General features: G+C 70.2%; 13 protein-coding genes. 10 read left to right on the forward strand and 3 right to left on the reverse strand.

All coding sequences use genetic code 11. From position 1 onward, the window contains the following. The first annotated feature begins 58 nt into the window (after nucleotides 1–58). A complete protein-coding gene (locus tag ACH34W_RS38345) occupies nucleotides 59–1,891 on the forward strand; it encodes a hypothetical protein (protein ID WP_395966080.1) in 1,833 nt (610 codons plus the stop codon). Nucleotides 1,892–1,925: 34 nt separating this feature from the next. Here ACH34W_RS38345 and ACH34W_RS38350 read toward each other — a convergent pair whose 3' ends face one another. Then, the gene (locus ACH34W_RS38350) at nucleotides 1,926–3,518 is read right to left on the reverse strand and encodes an ArnT family glycosyltransferase (RefSeq protein WP_395966081.1); all 1,593 of its coding nucleotides are present in this window, start codon (nucleotides 3,516–3,518) and stop codon (nucleotides 1,926–1,928) included. Between the two features lie 115 nt (nucleotides 3,519–3,633). Here ACH34W_RS38350 and metG point away from each other — a divergent pair, with 115 nt between their 5' ends. Further along, nucleotides 3,634–5,427: a methionine--tRNA ligase gene (gene metG / locus ACH34W_RS38355; protein WP_395966082.1), complete on the forward strand. Its 1,794-nt coding sequence runs from the start codon at nucleotides 3,634–3,636 to the stop codon at nucleotides 5,425–5,427. After that, nucleotides 5,424–6,248: a TatD family hydrolase gene (locus ACH34W_RS38360; RefSeq protein WP_395966083.1), complete on the forward strand. Its 825-nt coding sequence runs from the start codon at nucleotides 5,424–5,426 to the stop codon at nucleotides 6,246–6,248. The genes metG and ACH34W_RS38360 overlap by 4 nt, the downstream gene beginning before the upstream one ends. Before the next feature lie 94 nt (nucleotides 6,249–6,342). On the opposite strand, the gene ACH34W_RS38365 is transcribed toward ACH34W_RS38360, so the two are convergent. Continuing rightward, entirely contained in the window at nucleotides 6,343–6,795 is a 453-nt protein-coding gene (locus tag ACH34W_RS38365) for a MarR family winged helix-turn-helix transcriptional regulator (protein ID WP_395966084.1), read from the reverse strand. Nucleotides 6,796–6,908: 113 nt separating this feature from the next. Here ACH34W_RS38365 and ACH34W_RS38370 point away from each other — a divergent pair, with 113 nt between their 5' ends. Further along, nucleotides 6,909–7,877, forward strand: a complete 969-nt coding sequence (locus ACH34W_RS38370) for an SMP-30/gluconolactonase/LRE family protein (protein WP_395966085.1) — start codon at nucleotides 6,909–6,911, stop codon at nucleotides 7,875–7,877. A 44-nt stretch (nucleotides 7,878–7,921) separates the two neighbouring features. Here the strand turns inward: ACH34W_RS38370 and ACH34W_RS38375 are convergent, their stop codons facing one another. Further along, nucleotides 7,922–8,716, reverse strand: coding sequence for a VOC family protein (locus ACH34W_RS38375; protein WP_395966086.1), 795 nt, complete (start codon nucleotides 8,714–8,716; stop codon nucleotides 7,922–7,924). A gap of 233 nt (nucleotides 8,717–8,949) precedes the next feature. Between ACH34W_RS38375 and ACH34W_RS38380 the strand changes: the two genes are divergently transcribed. From ACH34W_RS38380 to ACH34W_RS38405, 6 genes are all read left to right on the forward strand, one after another. Next, complete coding sequence (locus ACH34W_RS38380) at nucleotides 8,950–9,753, forward strand: transglycosylase family protein (RefSeq protein ID WP_395966087.1); 804 nt, start codon at nucleotides 8,950–8,952, stop codon at nucleotides 9,751–9,753. Between the two features lie 42 nt (nucleotides 9,754–9,795). Beyond that, nucleotides 9,796–10,947 (forward strand): ribosomal RNA small subunit methyltransferase A, encoded by a 1,152-nt coding sequence (locus ACH34W_RS38385; protein ID WP_395966088.1) that lies wholly within the window; start codon nucleotides 9,796–9,798, stop codon nucleotides 10,945–10,947. Further along, nucleotides 10,907–11,974 carry a glycoside hydrolase family 26 protein gene (locus ACH34W_RS38390; protein WP_395966110.1) on the forward strand — a complete coding sequence of 356 codons (1,068 nt, stop codon included), beginning with the start codon at nucleotides 10,907–10,909 and terminating at the stop codon, nucleotides 11,972–11,974. Before ACH34W_RS38385 ends, ACH34W_RS38390 begins: the two co-directional genes overlap by 41 nt. Before the next feature lie 80 nt (nucleotides 11,975–12,054). After that, on the forward strand, nucleotides 12,055–12,975 hold the full coding sequence (locus tag ACH34W_RS38395) for a 4-(cytidine 5'-diphospho)-2-C-methyl-D-erythritol kinase (protein ID WP_395966111.1): 921 nt from the start codon (nucleotides 12,055–12,057) through the stop codon (nucleotides 12,973–12,975). A gap of 79 nt (nucleotides 12,976–13,054) precedes the next feature. After that, a complete protein-coding gene (locus tag ACH34W_RS38400; RefSeq protein WP_395966089.1) occupies nucleotides 13,055–13,558 on the forward strand; it encodes a hypothetical protein in 504 nt (167 codons plus the stop codon). 97 nt (nucleotides 13,559–13,655) lie between these two features. Further along, complete coding sequence (locus tag ACH34W_RS38405; protein ID WP_395966090.1) at nucleotides 13,656–13,925, forward strand: hypothetical protein; 270 nt, start codon at nucleotides 13,656–13,658, stop codon at nucleotides 13,923–13,925. Nucleotides 13,926–13,983: the final 58 nt, after the last annotated feature.

Raw genomic sequence — 13,983 nt, forward strand, 5'->3', positions numbered from 1 at the left:
CTGAGTGACCCCTGCTCAGGGCTCAGGTATGGGCGGGGATGTGCCACCCTGGTGGCCGATGGACGATCCGGCAGGCCTCCGCAGGGCCCTGATCTCCGGGAAACCGGAGATCAGGGTGCCGGAGGCGACCGTTCCCACCCGCGACGAGGCTCGTGCCGGTGGGGTGGACCGCCGCCAGGTCCCGGATGCGGCGCGCGGGCGGCACTGGGGCCTGCTCCTGCTCGGCTGGGCCGTCCAGGTGGCGGTCCGCCTGTGGGCGGGCTCGGGACAGACCGTTCCCGTCGCGAATCCCGACGAGACGGGCTATCTGTTCACGGCACGGCTGCTCACTGGCGGCCCCGGCGTGGACATGTCGTACAACACCGAGTATCGCAGCGGGTATCCGCTGTTGCTCGCCCCCGCGCACTGGCTGGCCGACGAACCCGAGACCGTCTACCGGATCGCGCTCGGGACCAACGCGCTGATCAACGCCCTGGTGTTCCCCTTGGTGTACCTGCTGCTGCGTCGGATGAGCGTCTCCAAGCGCCGGTCGTACGCCCTCGCCACGGCGACCGCGCTCCTGCCGGCGGTGGTCTTCTACTCGGATTTCGTGCTGACGGACGCGGTGCTGCCGGTGCTCGTGCTCGGCTGGCTGTTGCTCTCGCACTCATGGCTGACCAGCGCGGCCGCACCGGCGCGGGTGGCGGGCTACGGGGTGGCGGCCGCGCTCGTCGTCGCCTACGCCTATACCTGCCACAGCAGAGGATTGATCCTCGTGGTGGTGCAGGCGGGCCTGCTGGCCGCCGCGTTGATCCGGCGCTGGCGACCTTGGCGATCGATCGGCTTGGCCGCGGCGGCGCTGACCGCCGGCGTCGCCCTGGGAGTCCTCCTCAACCGGAGTTATCTGGCCCAGATGTATCCCAACGGGGACAACCGTCTTGGAGACAATCTGGTGAACCGGCTCACCAGCCTCGACGGCTGGGGCTGGACCCTCGGGACCGGCACCGGGCAGATCTGGTACCAGTCGGTGGCGACCGGGGGCGTGGCGGGAGTCGGCGTGGTCGTGGTGATCGCCGTGGTCCTGCGACGAGACACGCCCGCGCGACTGCGGGCGCTTGCCCTCGCGGTCCTGGCGATCGTGGCCGGCATCGCTCTGGCGACCTCGGCGGCGCTGCCGGACGAGCATCGCATCGGCAACTACGTCTACAGCCGCTATCTGGCAGGCGTCACGCCGGTGCTCTTCGCGGTGGGGGCGGCCTTCCTGCTGGGGGCGACCCGCCGCGCCGCGGTGGCCGCGACGGCGGCGGCGGCGACTTCGACGATGCTTCTGGCGGCCGTGGTCCAGGTGTATGCCGGTGATCGGCTGAACACCTACACCTTCACGCTCTTCGACTTCCCGGAGACCTCCTTCCTGACCTGGAACTGGACGGAGTTCCGGCTGTGGCGCGCCACGTTCGCCGGCCTAACCCTGCTCGGCCTGTTCCTGGTGGCCTCCCAATGGCCGCGAAGATCCCTGTACCGGACGGGACTGGTGGCCGGGCTGCTCGTCGCCGTCAACGTCGCCGCGGACACGACGGTGACGTCGCGCATCTCGCGACCGCTGGACGCGGACACGGTCGCCGACGCGCGCGTCCCGGGGCTCCTCCCATCGGAGGAACGTCCGGCTGTGGCCATCGATTGGAACGTCCCATGGTCTGCCCGGCTCCTGCAACTGCACTGGGTCTGGTGGGACGAGCCCGAGATCTTCGACAGTCGGCGTCAGAAACCACCGGCCGACGCCGACCTGGTCCTCCTCGGCTGGAAGAGCGGGACCACGGCCGCCTCCACGTGGCCGGGCGCACCCGCCGGCTGGCGGATCGCCGGTACCCGCCGGACCGGTCTGGGCGACTGGGTCGCCTGGTCCCGGGACTGACGGCCGGACCCGCGGGCGGCGTCGGCCGGCGGCCTCAAGCGGGAGGCGCCTGGTAGTCCCAGAGTTCGAGGACTCCGTCGGAGGATCGCCAGAGCAACTGCCAGCCCGTCTCCTGACTCGGCCGCGCCCCTCCAGCGATCTGTGACTCCTGCCCACGCCATCGCGTGTACAACATGGGCGCCTGGTACGCGCCGGAGGGGAGCGTGCCCGCGGTGTGCGGGAAGTCCTCGATGTCACCATGCCACTGCGGGGTGCCCCAGAGGGAGCGGGTGTAGAACGTCATCGTCTGCGCCAGCCGCCGGTCAGCCCAGATCGTCGGGATGTCGTCGCGGCCCTTGAGCCAGCCCCGCAGTTCTCCCCATGCCTTGTCGCGGGGCAGTTCGGGGACCTCGCGTACGGCCTGCACAACGTAGACCGAAACGATCACGGCGACGAGGGCGGCCATCAGGGCGCGCGGGCGCCGGTGCGTGGCCCACCGCGCGGGAAGCGCGCGCCAGAGGAGGATCAGGGAGCCGAACCCGCCCGCCAGGAGGGCGGGCAGGACCGCGAACCAGTAGCGCGGCAGCCAGGCGCGGATCGAGATTTCGTCCGGGTCGATCACCCCGGCTCGCAATGTGAGCGGCACGGCCAGGGTGAGGAACCATGTCAGCGTCAGCGCCAGCCGCCGGTCCCTGGTGATCGCCCATCCCACGATGTTGAGGGCCAGCGCGGCGATGAAGAGCCATCCCAGCGGCGACCAGTCGCTCATGGCCCGCCCGAAGGAGTTGAGGGCCAGCATGCGCGTGACGACGTCGTAGGACTTGCCGCCGTGGGTCGCGGCCGACACCAGGCCCGCCAGCGGGCCGCCCCATACGATCGCGTTGTGGATCAGGCTGGCGATCAGGATCCCGATCATGGGCAGGGCGATGACGACGTTCCGCCGCCAGGTGACCCGCAGCAGGTAGAGGAAGATCGGAATGGCAGGGAAGAGGAGCGCGAGAAACTCCCTGACCAGGAACGCCGATCCGAAGCACACGCCCGCGGCCAGCAGGAGGCGCGTCTGGGCGCTTCCCGCGCGCCGCGAGGCGACCACCAGCGCCGCCATCCCGGCCGCGAACAGCCCGGCCCCTGGCATGTCCGGCAGCATCACCCCCAGCGACCAGGTGAGCTCGTGGCCGTACGGGTTGGTGCCGGTGAAGAAGGGATGGACGAGCAGCACCAGGACCGACGCCACACCGGCCACATCGCCGAACAGCGATCGTACGGCCAGATAGCACCCCACGAAGAAGACACAGCCGCCGAGGGCCGCGATGGTGAAATAGGCGACCTGACCAGGGCCGAGCAGATCCTGGATCACTCGCGCTGGCAGGACCAGGCCCAGCCGGGTCACCTGATGGGGGACCTCGTTGAAGGGCCACTGGTCCAAGGGGACGTCGGGCCAGCGCCGGGCCGCCTCCCAGACGTAGTACGGGTCGAAGTACAGCGGCGGAGGCATGATCACGTACTGCGCGACAACCGTGGCGACGGCCACCAGGGCCGACAACCAGACGACACGGCGGCGGAACAGGGCAGGCCCGGGCCGGGGGGCCTCCTCGGTCGTCCCGCCTGACGACGTGGTGGCTGGTTCGTGAACGGGGACGGCGGCCATGAGCACTGAATTTACGCGACAAGGAGCCCCGCGCGTGCAGTCGCGGCCGGGCCCGGCAATGGCCGGGCTCCATATCGGTTCGGGCCTGGACGTGCGCACGACTACCCTTGGGCGCATGTCCTCGTCGAGCCGACACATCCTGACCGCGCCCGCCTGGCCGTACGCCAACGGGCCCCGCCACATCGGGCACGTCTCCGGATTCGCGCTGCCCGCCGACATGTTCAGCCGCTACCAGCGGATGGCGGGCAACAAGGTCCTGATGGTCAGCGGCACCGACGAGCACGGCACGCCGATCCAGGTCAAGGCCGACTACGAGGGCGTGACCGCCCGCGAGCTGGCCGACCGCTACAACCGTGTGATCGCCGAGGACCTCCTCGGGCTGGGCATGACCTACGACCTGTTCACCCGCACCACGACGCTCAACCACTACGCGATCGTGCAGGAGCTCTTCAAGGGCCTCTACGACAACGGCTACGTCTTCGCCAAGACCACGATGGGCGCGATCTCGCCGTCCACCGGCCGGACGCTGCCGGACCGCTACATCGAGGGCACCTGCCCGATCTGCGGCTACGACGGCGCGCGCGGCGACCAGTGCGACAACTGCGGCAACCAGCTCGATCCGATCGACCTGATCAATCCGGTCAGCCGGATCAACGGCGAGACGCCGAAGTTCGTCGAGACCGAGCACTTCATGCTCGACCTGCCCGCGTTCACCGAGGTGCTGGGCCGTTACCTGCGTTCCAAGCAGGGCGACTGGCGGCCCAACGTGCTCAAGTTCGCGCTCAATCTCCTGGACGACATGCAGCCCCGCGCGATCAGCCGCGACCTCGACTGGGGCGTCCCGATCCCGCTCGACGGCTGGCGCGACAACCCGGCCAAGAAGTTGTACGTGTGGTTCGACGCGGTGATCGGCTACTTCTCCGCCTCAGTCGAGTGGGCCCGCCGGTCCGGCGACCCCGAGGCGTGGCGCGCGTGGTGGCAGGATCCCGAGGCCCTCTCGTACTACTTCATGGGCAAAGACAACATCGTCTTCCACGCCGAGATCTGGCCGGCGATGTTGCTCGGCTACAGCGGCGAGGGCGACAAGGGCGGCACGCCCGGCTCGCTCGGCAGGCTCACGGTGCCCGACGAGGTCGTGTCGTCGGAGTTCCTGACCATGGAGGGCCGCAAGTTCTCCTCGTCCCGCCAGGTCGTCATCTACGTGAAGGACTTCCTGGAGCGGTACGACGTCGACGCGCTGCGCTACTACATCGCGGTCGCCGGCCCCGAAAACCAGGACACCGACTTCACCTGGCAGCACTTCCGCGAGCGCAACAACAACGAGCTGGTCGCCCAGTGGGGCAACCTCGTCAACCGGTCGATCAACATGGCGGCCAAGGAGTTCGGGGCGATCCCCGCGGCGGTCGACCTGACCGACGCCGACCGCGCGCTGCTCGAACGGTCGAAGGCGGGGTTCGCCGCGGTGGGGGCGGAGCTGGGCCGGTCGCGGTTCAAGAACGCGGTCACCGAGGCGTTCGACGTCGTCCGCGAGGCCAACGGCTACCTGTCCGCCCAGGAGCCCTGGAAGATCAAGGACGACCCGGCGCGCAAGGGCACCGTGCTGCACGTCGCCCTGCAGGTCGTGGACGACGCCAAGTCGCTGCTCACCCCGTTCCTGCCGGAGTCGTCGCAGAAGGTCTTCGAGATGCTCGGCGGCGAGGGCGAGTGGAGCGGCAAGCCGCGCCTGGAGGTGGTCTCGGAGCCCGGCGGCCCCGACTACCCGATCCTGACCGGCGACTACGACACCAAGGCGCGCTGGGAGTCGCAGCCGATCCAGCCGGGCGTGCCGCTGGTCAAGCCGACCCCGCTGTTCAAGAAGCTCGACGAGTCCATCGTCGACGAGGAACTGGCCCGGCTGGAGGGCGAATGACGGAGGAGGGGGGCGGGCTGGCCGCCAGGGCGCTGCCGCCGCTGCCGGACCGCCTCCCGGTCGACGTCCTCGACAGCCACTGCCATCTCGACATCGTCGAGACGCCCGTGGTCGAGCAGGTGGCCGCCGCGCGGGCGGCGGGCATCACGCGGATCGTCACGATCGGCTGTGACCTGCCCTCGTCCCGCTGGGCCGCCGAGACCGCCACCGAGCACGACGCGGTCCACGCCGCCGTGGCCATCCATCCCAACGAGGCCACGGACATCGACGACGCCGTGATCGAGGACATCGCCCGGCTCGCCGAGCAGCCGGAGGTCCGGGCGATCGGCGAGACCGGTCTGGACTACTACCGCGACTGGGCGCCCAAGGACGATCAGCATCGCTCGTTCCGCGCCCATATCGAGATCGCCAAGCGCACCGGCAAGGCCCTGGTCATCCACGACCGCGAGGCCCACGACGACGTGCTGCGGATCCTCCGCGAGGAGGGCGCCCCGGAGACGGTGGTCTTCCACTGCTTCTCCGGTGATGGCGAGATGGCCAAGGTCTGCGCCGAGCTCGGCTACGTGATGAGCTTCGCGGGCAACGTCACGTTCAAGAACGCCGAGCCGCTGCGCGACGCCCTCCGCGTCGCGCCGCTGGACCTCGTCCTCGTCGAGACCGACGCCCCGTTCCTCACTCCGATCCCGCACCGCGGCAAGCCCAACGCCTCGTACCTGATCCCGCACACCGTGCGCTTCATGGCCGAAGTCAAGGGCGTCGAGGTCGCCGACCTCTGCACCGCGATCGCCACCACCGGAGAACGCGTCTTCGGCCCCTGGTAACCCGGCTGCATCAGGGCGGCCTCGGCGCCGGTGACCTTGCCTGCTCCTGGTCTTTTACCTACCCTGCGTCCCTTACCCACCTCGGGTCTCTTGCCTACTCCTGGTCGGGGTGGCGGGCGGACTCCAGGAAGTCGACGCAGCGGCCCAGGAGGGCGATCAGCGTCTCGCGTTCGGCCTCGGTGAACTCGGCGGAGAGCCCGCGCTCGACCTTGACCGCGCGGGCGTCGGCGTCGGCCAGGGTCTTCTCGCCCTTGGCGGTGAGCCGGGTCTCCAGGACGTTGCGGTGCCACTCGTGCGGCGTGCGTTCGACCAGGCCGCGTTCCTGGAGGTTCTTGAGCACGGTGTTCATGGTCGGCGGCGTGACCGCGCACAGCCGGGCCAGGCCGGCGGCCGAGATGCCGGGGTTCTCCGACAGCGAGAGCAGCGCCGCGTACTGCGGAACCGTCAGGCCGGCCGGCTTCAACACCGAGTTCTTGGTCGCGTTGAGCGCCTGCTCGGCGCGCTTCAGGTAGGCGCCCAGGCGCTCGGGGACCGGCATCGACGTCATCTCCGCATGATAACCGGCTCGTTGGTTAGGCTCTTGACGAGAGTTAGAGTTCTAATTATCGTTCGTATGCGTTCTAAGGGAAGTAGCTATCGATCGATGGAGATGAGACTCCCATGCGCCGATTCATCGCACTCGCGGTCACCGCTCTCATAGCGGCGTCCCTGCCGGCGGCACCCGCCGCGCAGGCGGCGTCCCGGGTCCGGATCTCCACCGCGTACGAGTTGCCCGGCACGAAGGTCTATCCGGAGGGCATCGCCACCGACCCGCGCAGCGGGTCCCTGTACGCCGGTTCGTACGCCGACGGCACGATCTACCGGACGGCGCCGGGCCGCCGGGTCGCGGAGGTCTTCCTGCCCGCCGGGGCGGACGGGCGGCACACCGCCAACGGTCTGAAGGTCGACCGGGCCGGGCGGCTGTGGGTGACCGACTCGACGGCCGGCGTCACGGTGTACGACACCCGGAGCCGCCGCCTGCTGGCCCGTTTCGACGTTCCCGGCACGGGGGCGAGGTTCGTCAACGACGTCGCCATCAGCCCCGACGGGAGCGCCTATCTGACCGACAGCATCCGCGCCGTGGTCTACAGGGTCACCCCGCGGCAGGTCGCCCGGGGCGGACGGGCCACGTTGACCCCGCACTTCGACCTGAACGGGGCCCTGGAGCCGCACGCGCCCGACGCGTTCACCCTGAACGGGATCGTCGGCGACCAGCGTGGCCGGTACCTGCTCACCGTCGACATGACGGGCGGCGACCTCTACCGTCTCGACACGGTCTCGGGAGCCATCCGCAAGGTGAGCCTCAGCGGCGGCGACATGTTCCACGCCGACGGAATGGAGATCCAGCACGGCCGGCTGTGGGTGGTCCAGAACACCGCTAACGCGGTCAGCCGGTGGCGGCTGAACGCCGACGGCTCCGCGGCCCGCCTCGAACGCCGGGTGGCCGACAAGGCACTGCAGTTCCCGACCACGCTCGTCCGCCGGCATGGCGTTCTGTACGTGGTCCGCTCGCAGTTCGACAAGGGCGGCCCGCTGGGCCCGGGGGTCCCCGAAGTGCCGTTCACCATCGCGGCGGTGCGCGGCGTCTGACCGTTCATGGCGAGGGCCGCGGATGTCATCCGCGGCCCTCGTCGCTAGATCGACTGGCCGACCCCGATGAGATTTCCCTCACTGTCACGGAACCAGCAGCCACGCTCACGAGTGCCCTTGGACGGGTAGTTGCCCTCGACCTCCACGATCCCGTCGACGGTCTTGAATCCGGGAATGTCGACCTCCTCGAACTCCACGCCACGTTCCCGCAGCTGGGCGACGACGGCGTCGAGGTCGTCGACAGTGAAGGCCATCTGTGTGAACTCTCCGGCCGACTGCCCGGTGCTCTGAAAGAGCACGAAGCTACCCTGCCGCAGGTTGTAGAGCAGGCCGCCAGGACGTTCCTCCGCGACCTCCAGCCCCAGCTTCTCGGCGTAGAAACGCCGCGCACGTTCCAGATCCTGCGCGGGCAGGCGTGTCGCCACGGCGGCGGCGCCGAGCAGCCCGGTGTGCCCGTGGCCCAGCCGCTCGCGCTTGAGCCGCCAGTAGTCCGGGCCTAGCTCGATGAGCTGCAGGATGTTGCCGTCCGGGTCGGCCAGCGTCGCGAACCACGCGCCTCCCGTCTCCCGGTACTCCAGCTCGGCGATCCAGGTCACGCCCAGCCCGTCGAGCCGCTCGGCCAGCGCCTGAGCGTCCTTCACATGCAGGTTGAGGATCACCCGCGCCGGCTCTGCCGCCCGTCCGGCCACGTCGTCCCGCCCGTCGATGAGCACGCCCACCCCACCGAAGTTCAGGAAGCCGTCCCCATCCGCCTTCATGTCGAAGGCTTGCTCATACCAGGCGCGCAGGCGGCCAGGCTCAGTGCTCGCCAGCAAAATGCTCCCAATTGGCAGATCCACATGTCCTCCAAGGTCGCGATGTTCCACCGATGTAGACCCAGGGCAAGCCCTAAAGTCATCGCAGTCGTACCGGCTCGCCTTCACCGCTCACACGCGACCGAAACGCTCCCGTTCGGCGCGAAGTGCCGGACTGAGCTTCCCAAGTGGCTGGTGTGCCGCTTGGGAAGCCATTAAGGTCTGGCCGGTGAGCAAGGGCACCCCCCGGGCCCTGCTGGCGGTCCTGGAGGACAAAGGTGCGTTCCACACCCCCCGCGATTTCCCTGCTGGTCGCCGCGGCGCTGCTCGCTGCCGGATGCGGTGGCGGCGGTGGCGCGAAGGCCCAGCCGACGGCGCCCGTCGCCGATGCGCCCAAGGTCAGTGCCCCGACACCGCGCAAGGTCGTCCTCGTCGTCGACGGGAAGCGCACTGAGACGATGACGACGGGTGCCACGGTCCAGGAGGTGCTCACCCAGGCCCAGGTGCAGCTCGGGAAGCACAACCTGGTCAAGCCTCCGCTGACGGCGCCCGCCACCACCACCAAGATGATCAAGGTGCTGCGGTTGTTGTCGGCGCCGGTCACCAAGACCGTGAAGACGCCGCCGCCCACGGTCAAGAAGAAGAGCTCCAAGCTGCCGCCGTGGAGCCAGAAGGTCCTGCGCAAGGGCAAGCCGGGCATCAAGGTCGTCCAGACGGCCTGGATCAAGCGGCGCGGCAAGAAGGTCAAGACCATCATCGACCAGAAGGTCAAGCGCAAGCCGGTGGCCGAGATCGTGGCAGTCGGCCCGCAGTCGGCCTCCGCCGGATCCGCGGCGCGGCTCAACTGGGCAGGCCTCGCCAAGTGCGAGTCTGGCGGCAACCCCAAGGCGGTCAACTCCGCGGGCGGCTACTACGGGCTCTACCAGTTCTCGCTGGCGACCTGGGGTTCCGTCGGCGGCACGGGACTGCCGAGCAACGCGACCCCGGCCGAGCAGACCTACCGGGCTCAGATGCTCTACAACAAGGTGAACGGTCGCTGGCAGGGGCAGTGGCCCCACTGTGGCAAGTTCCTCTTCAGCTAGAGGGGCCCTTCATCGGTCACGCATACCTGAGAGACTGATCAGGTGGGGGACACAAGGGACACCGGCGCGCTGCTCGGGCCAGCGGACGTGCGGGAGCTGGCCGGACGACTGGGCATCAGGCCGACCAAGACGCTCGGGCAGAACTTCGTCATCGACGCCAACACCGTCCGCCGGATCGTCCGCGCCGCGGACCTGACGCCGGAAGACGTGGTGATCGAGGTGGGCCCCGGCCTGGGGTCGCTCACTCTGGCGCTCCTCCCGGAAGTACGCCGCGTGACCGCCGTCGAGATCGACCCGGTGCTGGCCGAGGCACTCCCCGAGACCGTCGCCCGGCGGGCCCCCGAACTCGCCGCCCGCCTGGAAGCGGTCCAGGCCGATGCCCTCCGGATCACAACCGCGTCCGGGGCCGCCCAGGCCGCCCAGGCCGCCGAGGCTGCCGAGACCGCCCGGGCTGCCCGGGCTGCCGGGGCTTCCGGGGCCGCAGGGCCCAAGCGGGGCGGGCGGGGCTCCGCCCGGGGTGAGACGGTGGTGTTGCCGGGGCCGGAGCCGACGGCGCTGGTGGCCAATCTGCCCTACAACGTTGCGGTTCCGGTCGTTCTGCATCTGTTGGCCGAGGTGCCGTCGCTGCGACGCGTTCTGGTGATGGTGCAGGCGGAGGTCGCCGACCGGATGGTCGCGGCGCCCGGCAGCAAGATCTATGGCGTGCCGTCGGTGAAGCTGGCGTGGTACGGCGACGCGCGGCGGGCCGGACCGGTCGGGCGCGCTGTGTTCTGGCCGGCGCCGAACGTGGATTCGGGCCTTGTGGCGTTCACGCGCCGGGAGCCCCCGGTCACTGCGGCGAGCCGGGAAGAGGTGTTCGCCGTGGTCGACGCCGCGTTCGCCCAGCGCCGGAAGACACTGCGTGCCGCGCTGGCGGGCTGGGCGGGCTCCGCGGCCGAGGCCGAACGGGCGCTGCGTGCCGCCGGGATCGACCCCCGAACCCGCGGCGAGACTCTGGACGTGGCCGCATTCGCCTGCCTTGCCCAGTATGGTCCTGGGGGCGCTAAGGATCAGAATGAGGCGGAGGAGCATGGTGAAGGCGCGCTCGCGGGCGACCAAGGTGACGGTGCCCGCGACGAAGGCGATGATGCCCGCGGTGGCGGCGCTGGGCACGATGGCCGTGGTGGGCGCCCTAGTCGGGGCAGGTTGCAGTAACGACACCGCCGCGACGCCGGAGATCACGGTGACGGCGAGGGCCGGGGTGGCCCCGACGCCGCCGGCTCAGGGCGCCTACTTCGGTGCCTGGGTCCCGCCGCTCCTCGGGCCCGCGTACGCCACGCAGACCAAGAGCCCGTCCGCCAAGGCCTCGCCTTCCACCAGCGGCTCCGCCTCGGGCTCCCCGGAGCCGGGCGAGCTTGAGGCCAAGGACGGCATGACCGCGCTGACCGGCTTCGAGCGCGATCTCGGCCGCCGGGTGGACATCGTGCAGAGCTACATCGGCTGGAAGACCGAGTTCCCCCGCAAGGTCGACACCGCCCTGCTCGAGGGCGGCGCCCGGACCATGCTGCTCACCTGGTCGGGCGCGGACACCCGCGAGATCGTGACCGGCAAGCACGACGCGCTCATCCGCGAGCGGGCCCGGGCGATCAAGGCCACCGGCAAGCCGATCTTTCTGCGCTGGCAGCGTGACATGGACAAGGCGAGCCTGCGCAACACCAAGATCCACTCAGCGGGGGACTTCGTCGCGGCTTGGAAACATCTGCGCGCGATCTTCAAGCGAGAGAAGGTCGACAACGTCGCCTGGGTCTGGTGCCCCACGGCCCGCGGCTTCACCTCGCGTGCCGCGCCGCCGTTCTACCCGGGCGACGACCAGGTCGACTGGATCTGCGTGGACGCCCAGCCCGGCGGCGACTTCGAGTACCGGGACATGTCCGAGACGCTGAAGATGTTCATGGAGTGGGCCAGGGAACATCCCAAGCCCGTCATGGTCGCGGAGTTCGGCGTGCCGCAGTCGTACGGCACCCGCCGCGCGGAGTGGCTCCGCAAGGCAGCGCAGACCCTGCAGAACCCGCAGATCAAGGCCGTGGTCTACTTCAACTCGAACGAGCAGGCCCTGGAGCCGCGCGACAGGCGCCGCAAGTTCGAGGTGACCGGCGACCGCGCCGCCGTCTCGGCGCTGCGCGAGTTCGCCACCACCCCCTACTTCAACCCCCGCAACCTCCCGGTCACGAGCGGCGGCTGAGCGGTCGCCGGACGACCCTGGTGGCGGCCCTGTTTCGGCCATTCGGCGTCGGTCCCGTACGCTTCGGTCTCGTGACAGCTGTGACCGTGCGCGTACCTGCGAAGGTCAACCTCCAGCTCAGTGTGGGGCCGCTTCGCGACGACGGGTACCACGACCTCGTCAACGTCTTCCACGCCGTCTCGCTCTTCGACGAGGTGACGGCCGTCCCGTCGGACGAGCTCGCGCTGACCGTGGAGACCGCGCCCGGCTCCCGGGTGGCGGTCGGCGGCGTGCCGACCGACGGCGACAACCTGGCCGCCCGCGCGGCCCTGCTCGTCGCCGACCGGCTCGGTGTGGAGCCCGCGGTGGCGATCCGCATCCGCAAGGCCATCCCGGTCGCCGGTGGCATGGCGGGCGGCAGTGCCGACGCCGCGGCCGCCCTGCTCGCCTGCGCGCGCCTGTGGGACTCGCCGGACGAACCCTTGCTGAGCCGCGACGACCTCATGGAGCTCGGTGCCGACCTCGGCAGTGACGTGCCGTTCGCGCTGCTCGGCGGGACGGCGATCGGGATCGGCAGAGGAGAGCAGCTGACCCCCGCGCTCGCCCGCGGCACGTTCCACTGGGTCTTCGCGACCGCCGACGGTGGCCTGTCCACCCCGGCCGTCTACGCCGAGTGCGACCGCCTGCGTGACGCGCAGGGCGAGGAGGCGCCCTGGCCGGAGGTGTCCGAGGAGTTGATGACCGCTCTCGCCACCGGCGACGCCAAGGCCCTCGGCGCCGCCCTGAGCAACGATCTCCAGGCCGCCGCGCTGGTCCTGCGCCCCTCGCTGCGCCGTACCCTCACCGCCGGCCGAGATGCCGGCGCGATCGGCTCTCTGGTGTCCGGATCCGGCCCCACATGCGCCTTCCTTGCCGAGAACGTGGAGCACGCGGCTGAGCTGTCGGACATCCTGACCGGCGAGAGCGTGGCCAAGTCCGTCGTACGAGCCAGCGGCCCCGCCCCCGGAGCCACCGTCATCTGACCCCCGAGCCTCGGTCGCGACGGCCGCGCACCGGTTATGAAGGAATCCCCGACAGCCCCCTGACAGTGAGGTGGACCCCATGGCTTACGCCGCGGTGCTGGTCATACTTGCCGTACTCGTCGTGATCATCGCTGGGGTGGGCGTGGTGATCGCCGTCGTCAAGTCCTCCAATCGCAACTCCGGCCAGGGCCTGCCCTACGGCCCGCCCGGCCATGGCCCCCTACAGCAGGGCTATGGCCAGCCACAGCTGGGTCAGGGATATCCGCAGTCCGGCTACGCCTCGACGCAGCCCGGGTATGGGCACCCGCAGCCGGGATATGGCCAGCCTGGATATGGGCACCCGCAGCCTGAATATGGGCAGCCTGGATATGGGACGAGCCCGTACGGCGCAGGTAACCCGTACGACGCCTCGCACCACCAAGGCGGCCAGTACCCGTCACCGGGGAGCAGCGACCCGTACGGCGGCGCCTCCAGCTACGACAGCGGCGGCTCGTCGAGCTCGTCAAGCTACGACAGCGGGGGCTCGTCTTCTTCGAGCTCGGATGGCGGCGGTTCGAGCGGGGGCAGTTCCTCCAGCGACTGAGATCCGCCGGCCTCCGGTGCTGAACCGCCTCGACCGCACGTGCGTCCTATGGGCACTGACGCGGCGGGCGGGCCGCCGTGCCGGAGGGAGGCCGCTGTTGACTGGCTTCGTTGTGTTCGTGGTGGGCGCGCTGGTCGCGCTGGTGGTCATCGGCCTGGCCCTGATGAAAGACCGCAGCGGCAGAGGCACCGGCGCCAACGGCCGGCACCGAAGCGGAGGCTCAGCCGGCGCGGGTGGCGGTTACTTCGGCGCGGGTGGCGGTGACTCGGGCGGTCACCACTCCTGCGGCGGCGGGAGTTCGTCCTGCGGCGGAGGCGGAAGCGGAGGGGGCGGAGGCGGCGGAGGCTGCGGTGGTGGCGGCGGCTGACCACGCTGGCAGAACGGCCTCACCGGCACCGGGGGAGTGATCACGACCCGGGTGGCGG

It is taken from the genome of Actinomadura sp. 6N118 (genome assembly GCF_044326415.1).
GTDB lineage: Bacteria > Actinomycetota > Actinomycetes > Streptosporangiales > Streptosporangiaceae > Spirillospora.

What these genes read in the sequence shown, in the direction of transcription:
- ACH34W_RS38345 (WP_395966080.1), top strand. Translation starts at nt 59, where the DNA reads ATGGACGATCCGGCAGGCCTCCGCAGGGCCCTGATCTCCGGGAAACCG.
- ACH34W_RS38350 (WP_395966081.1), bottom strand. Translation starts at nt 3,518, where the DNA reads ATGGCCGCCGTCCCCGTTCACGAACCAGCCACCACGTCGTCAGGCGGG.
- metG (WP_395966082.1), top strand. Translation starts at nt 3,634, where the DNA reads ATGTCCTCGTCGAGCCGACACATCCTGACCGCGCCCGCCTGGCCGTAC.
- ACH34W_RS38360 (WP_395966083.1), top strand. Translation starts at nt 5,424, where the DNA reads ATGACGGAGGAGGGGGGCGGGCTGGCCGCCAGGGCGCTGCCGCCGCTG.
- ACH34W_RS38365 (WP_395966084.1), bottom strand. Translation starts at nt 6,795, where the DNA reads ATGACGTCGATGCCGGTCCCCGAGCGCCTGGGCGCCTACCTGAAGCGC.
- ACH34W_RS38370 (WP_395966085.1), top strand. Translation starts at nt 6,909, where the DNA reads ATGCGCCGATTCATCGCACTCGCGGTCACCGCTCTCATAGCGGCGTCC.
- ACH34W_RS38390 (WP_395966110.1), top strand. Translation starts at nt 10,907, where the DNA reads ATGGCCGTGGTGGGCGCCCTAGTCGGGGCAGGTTGCAGTAACGACACC.
- ACH34W_RS38400 (WP_395966089.1), top strand. Translation starts at nt 13,055, where the DNA reads ATGGCTTACGCCGCGGTGCTGGTCATACTTGCCGTACTCGTCGTGATC.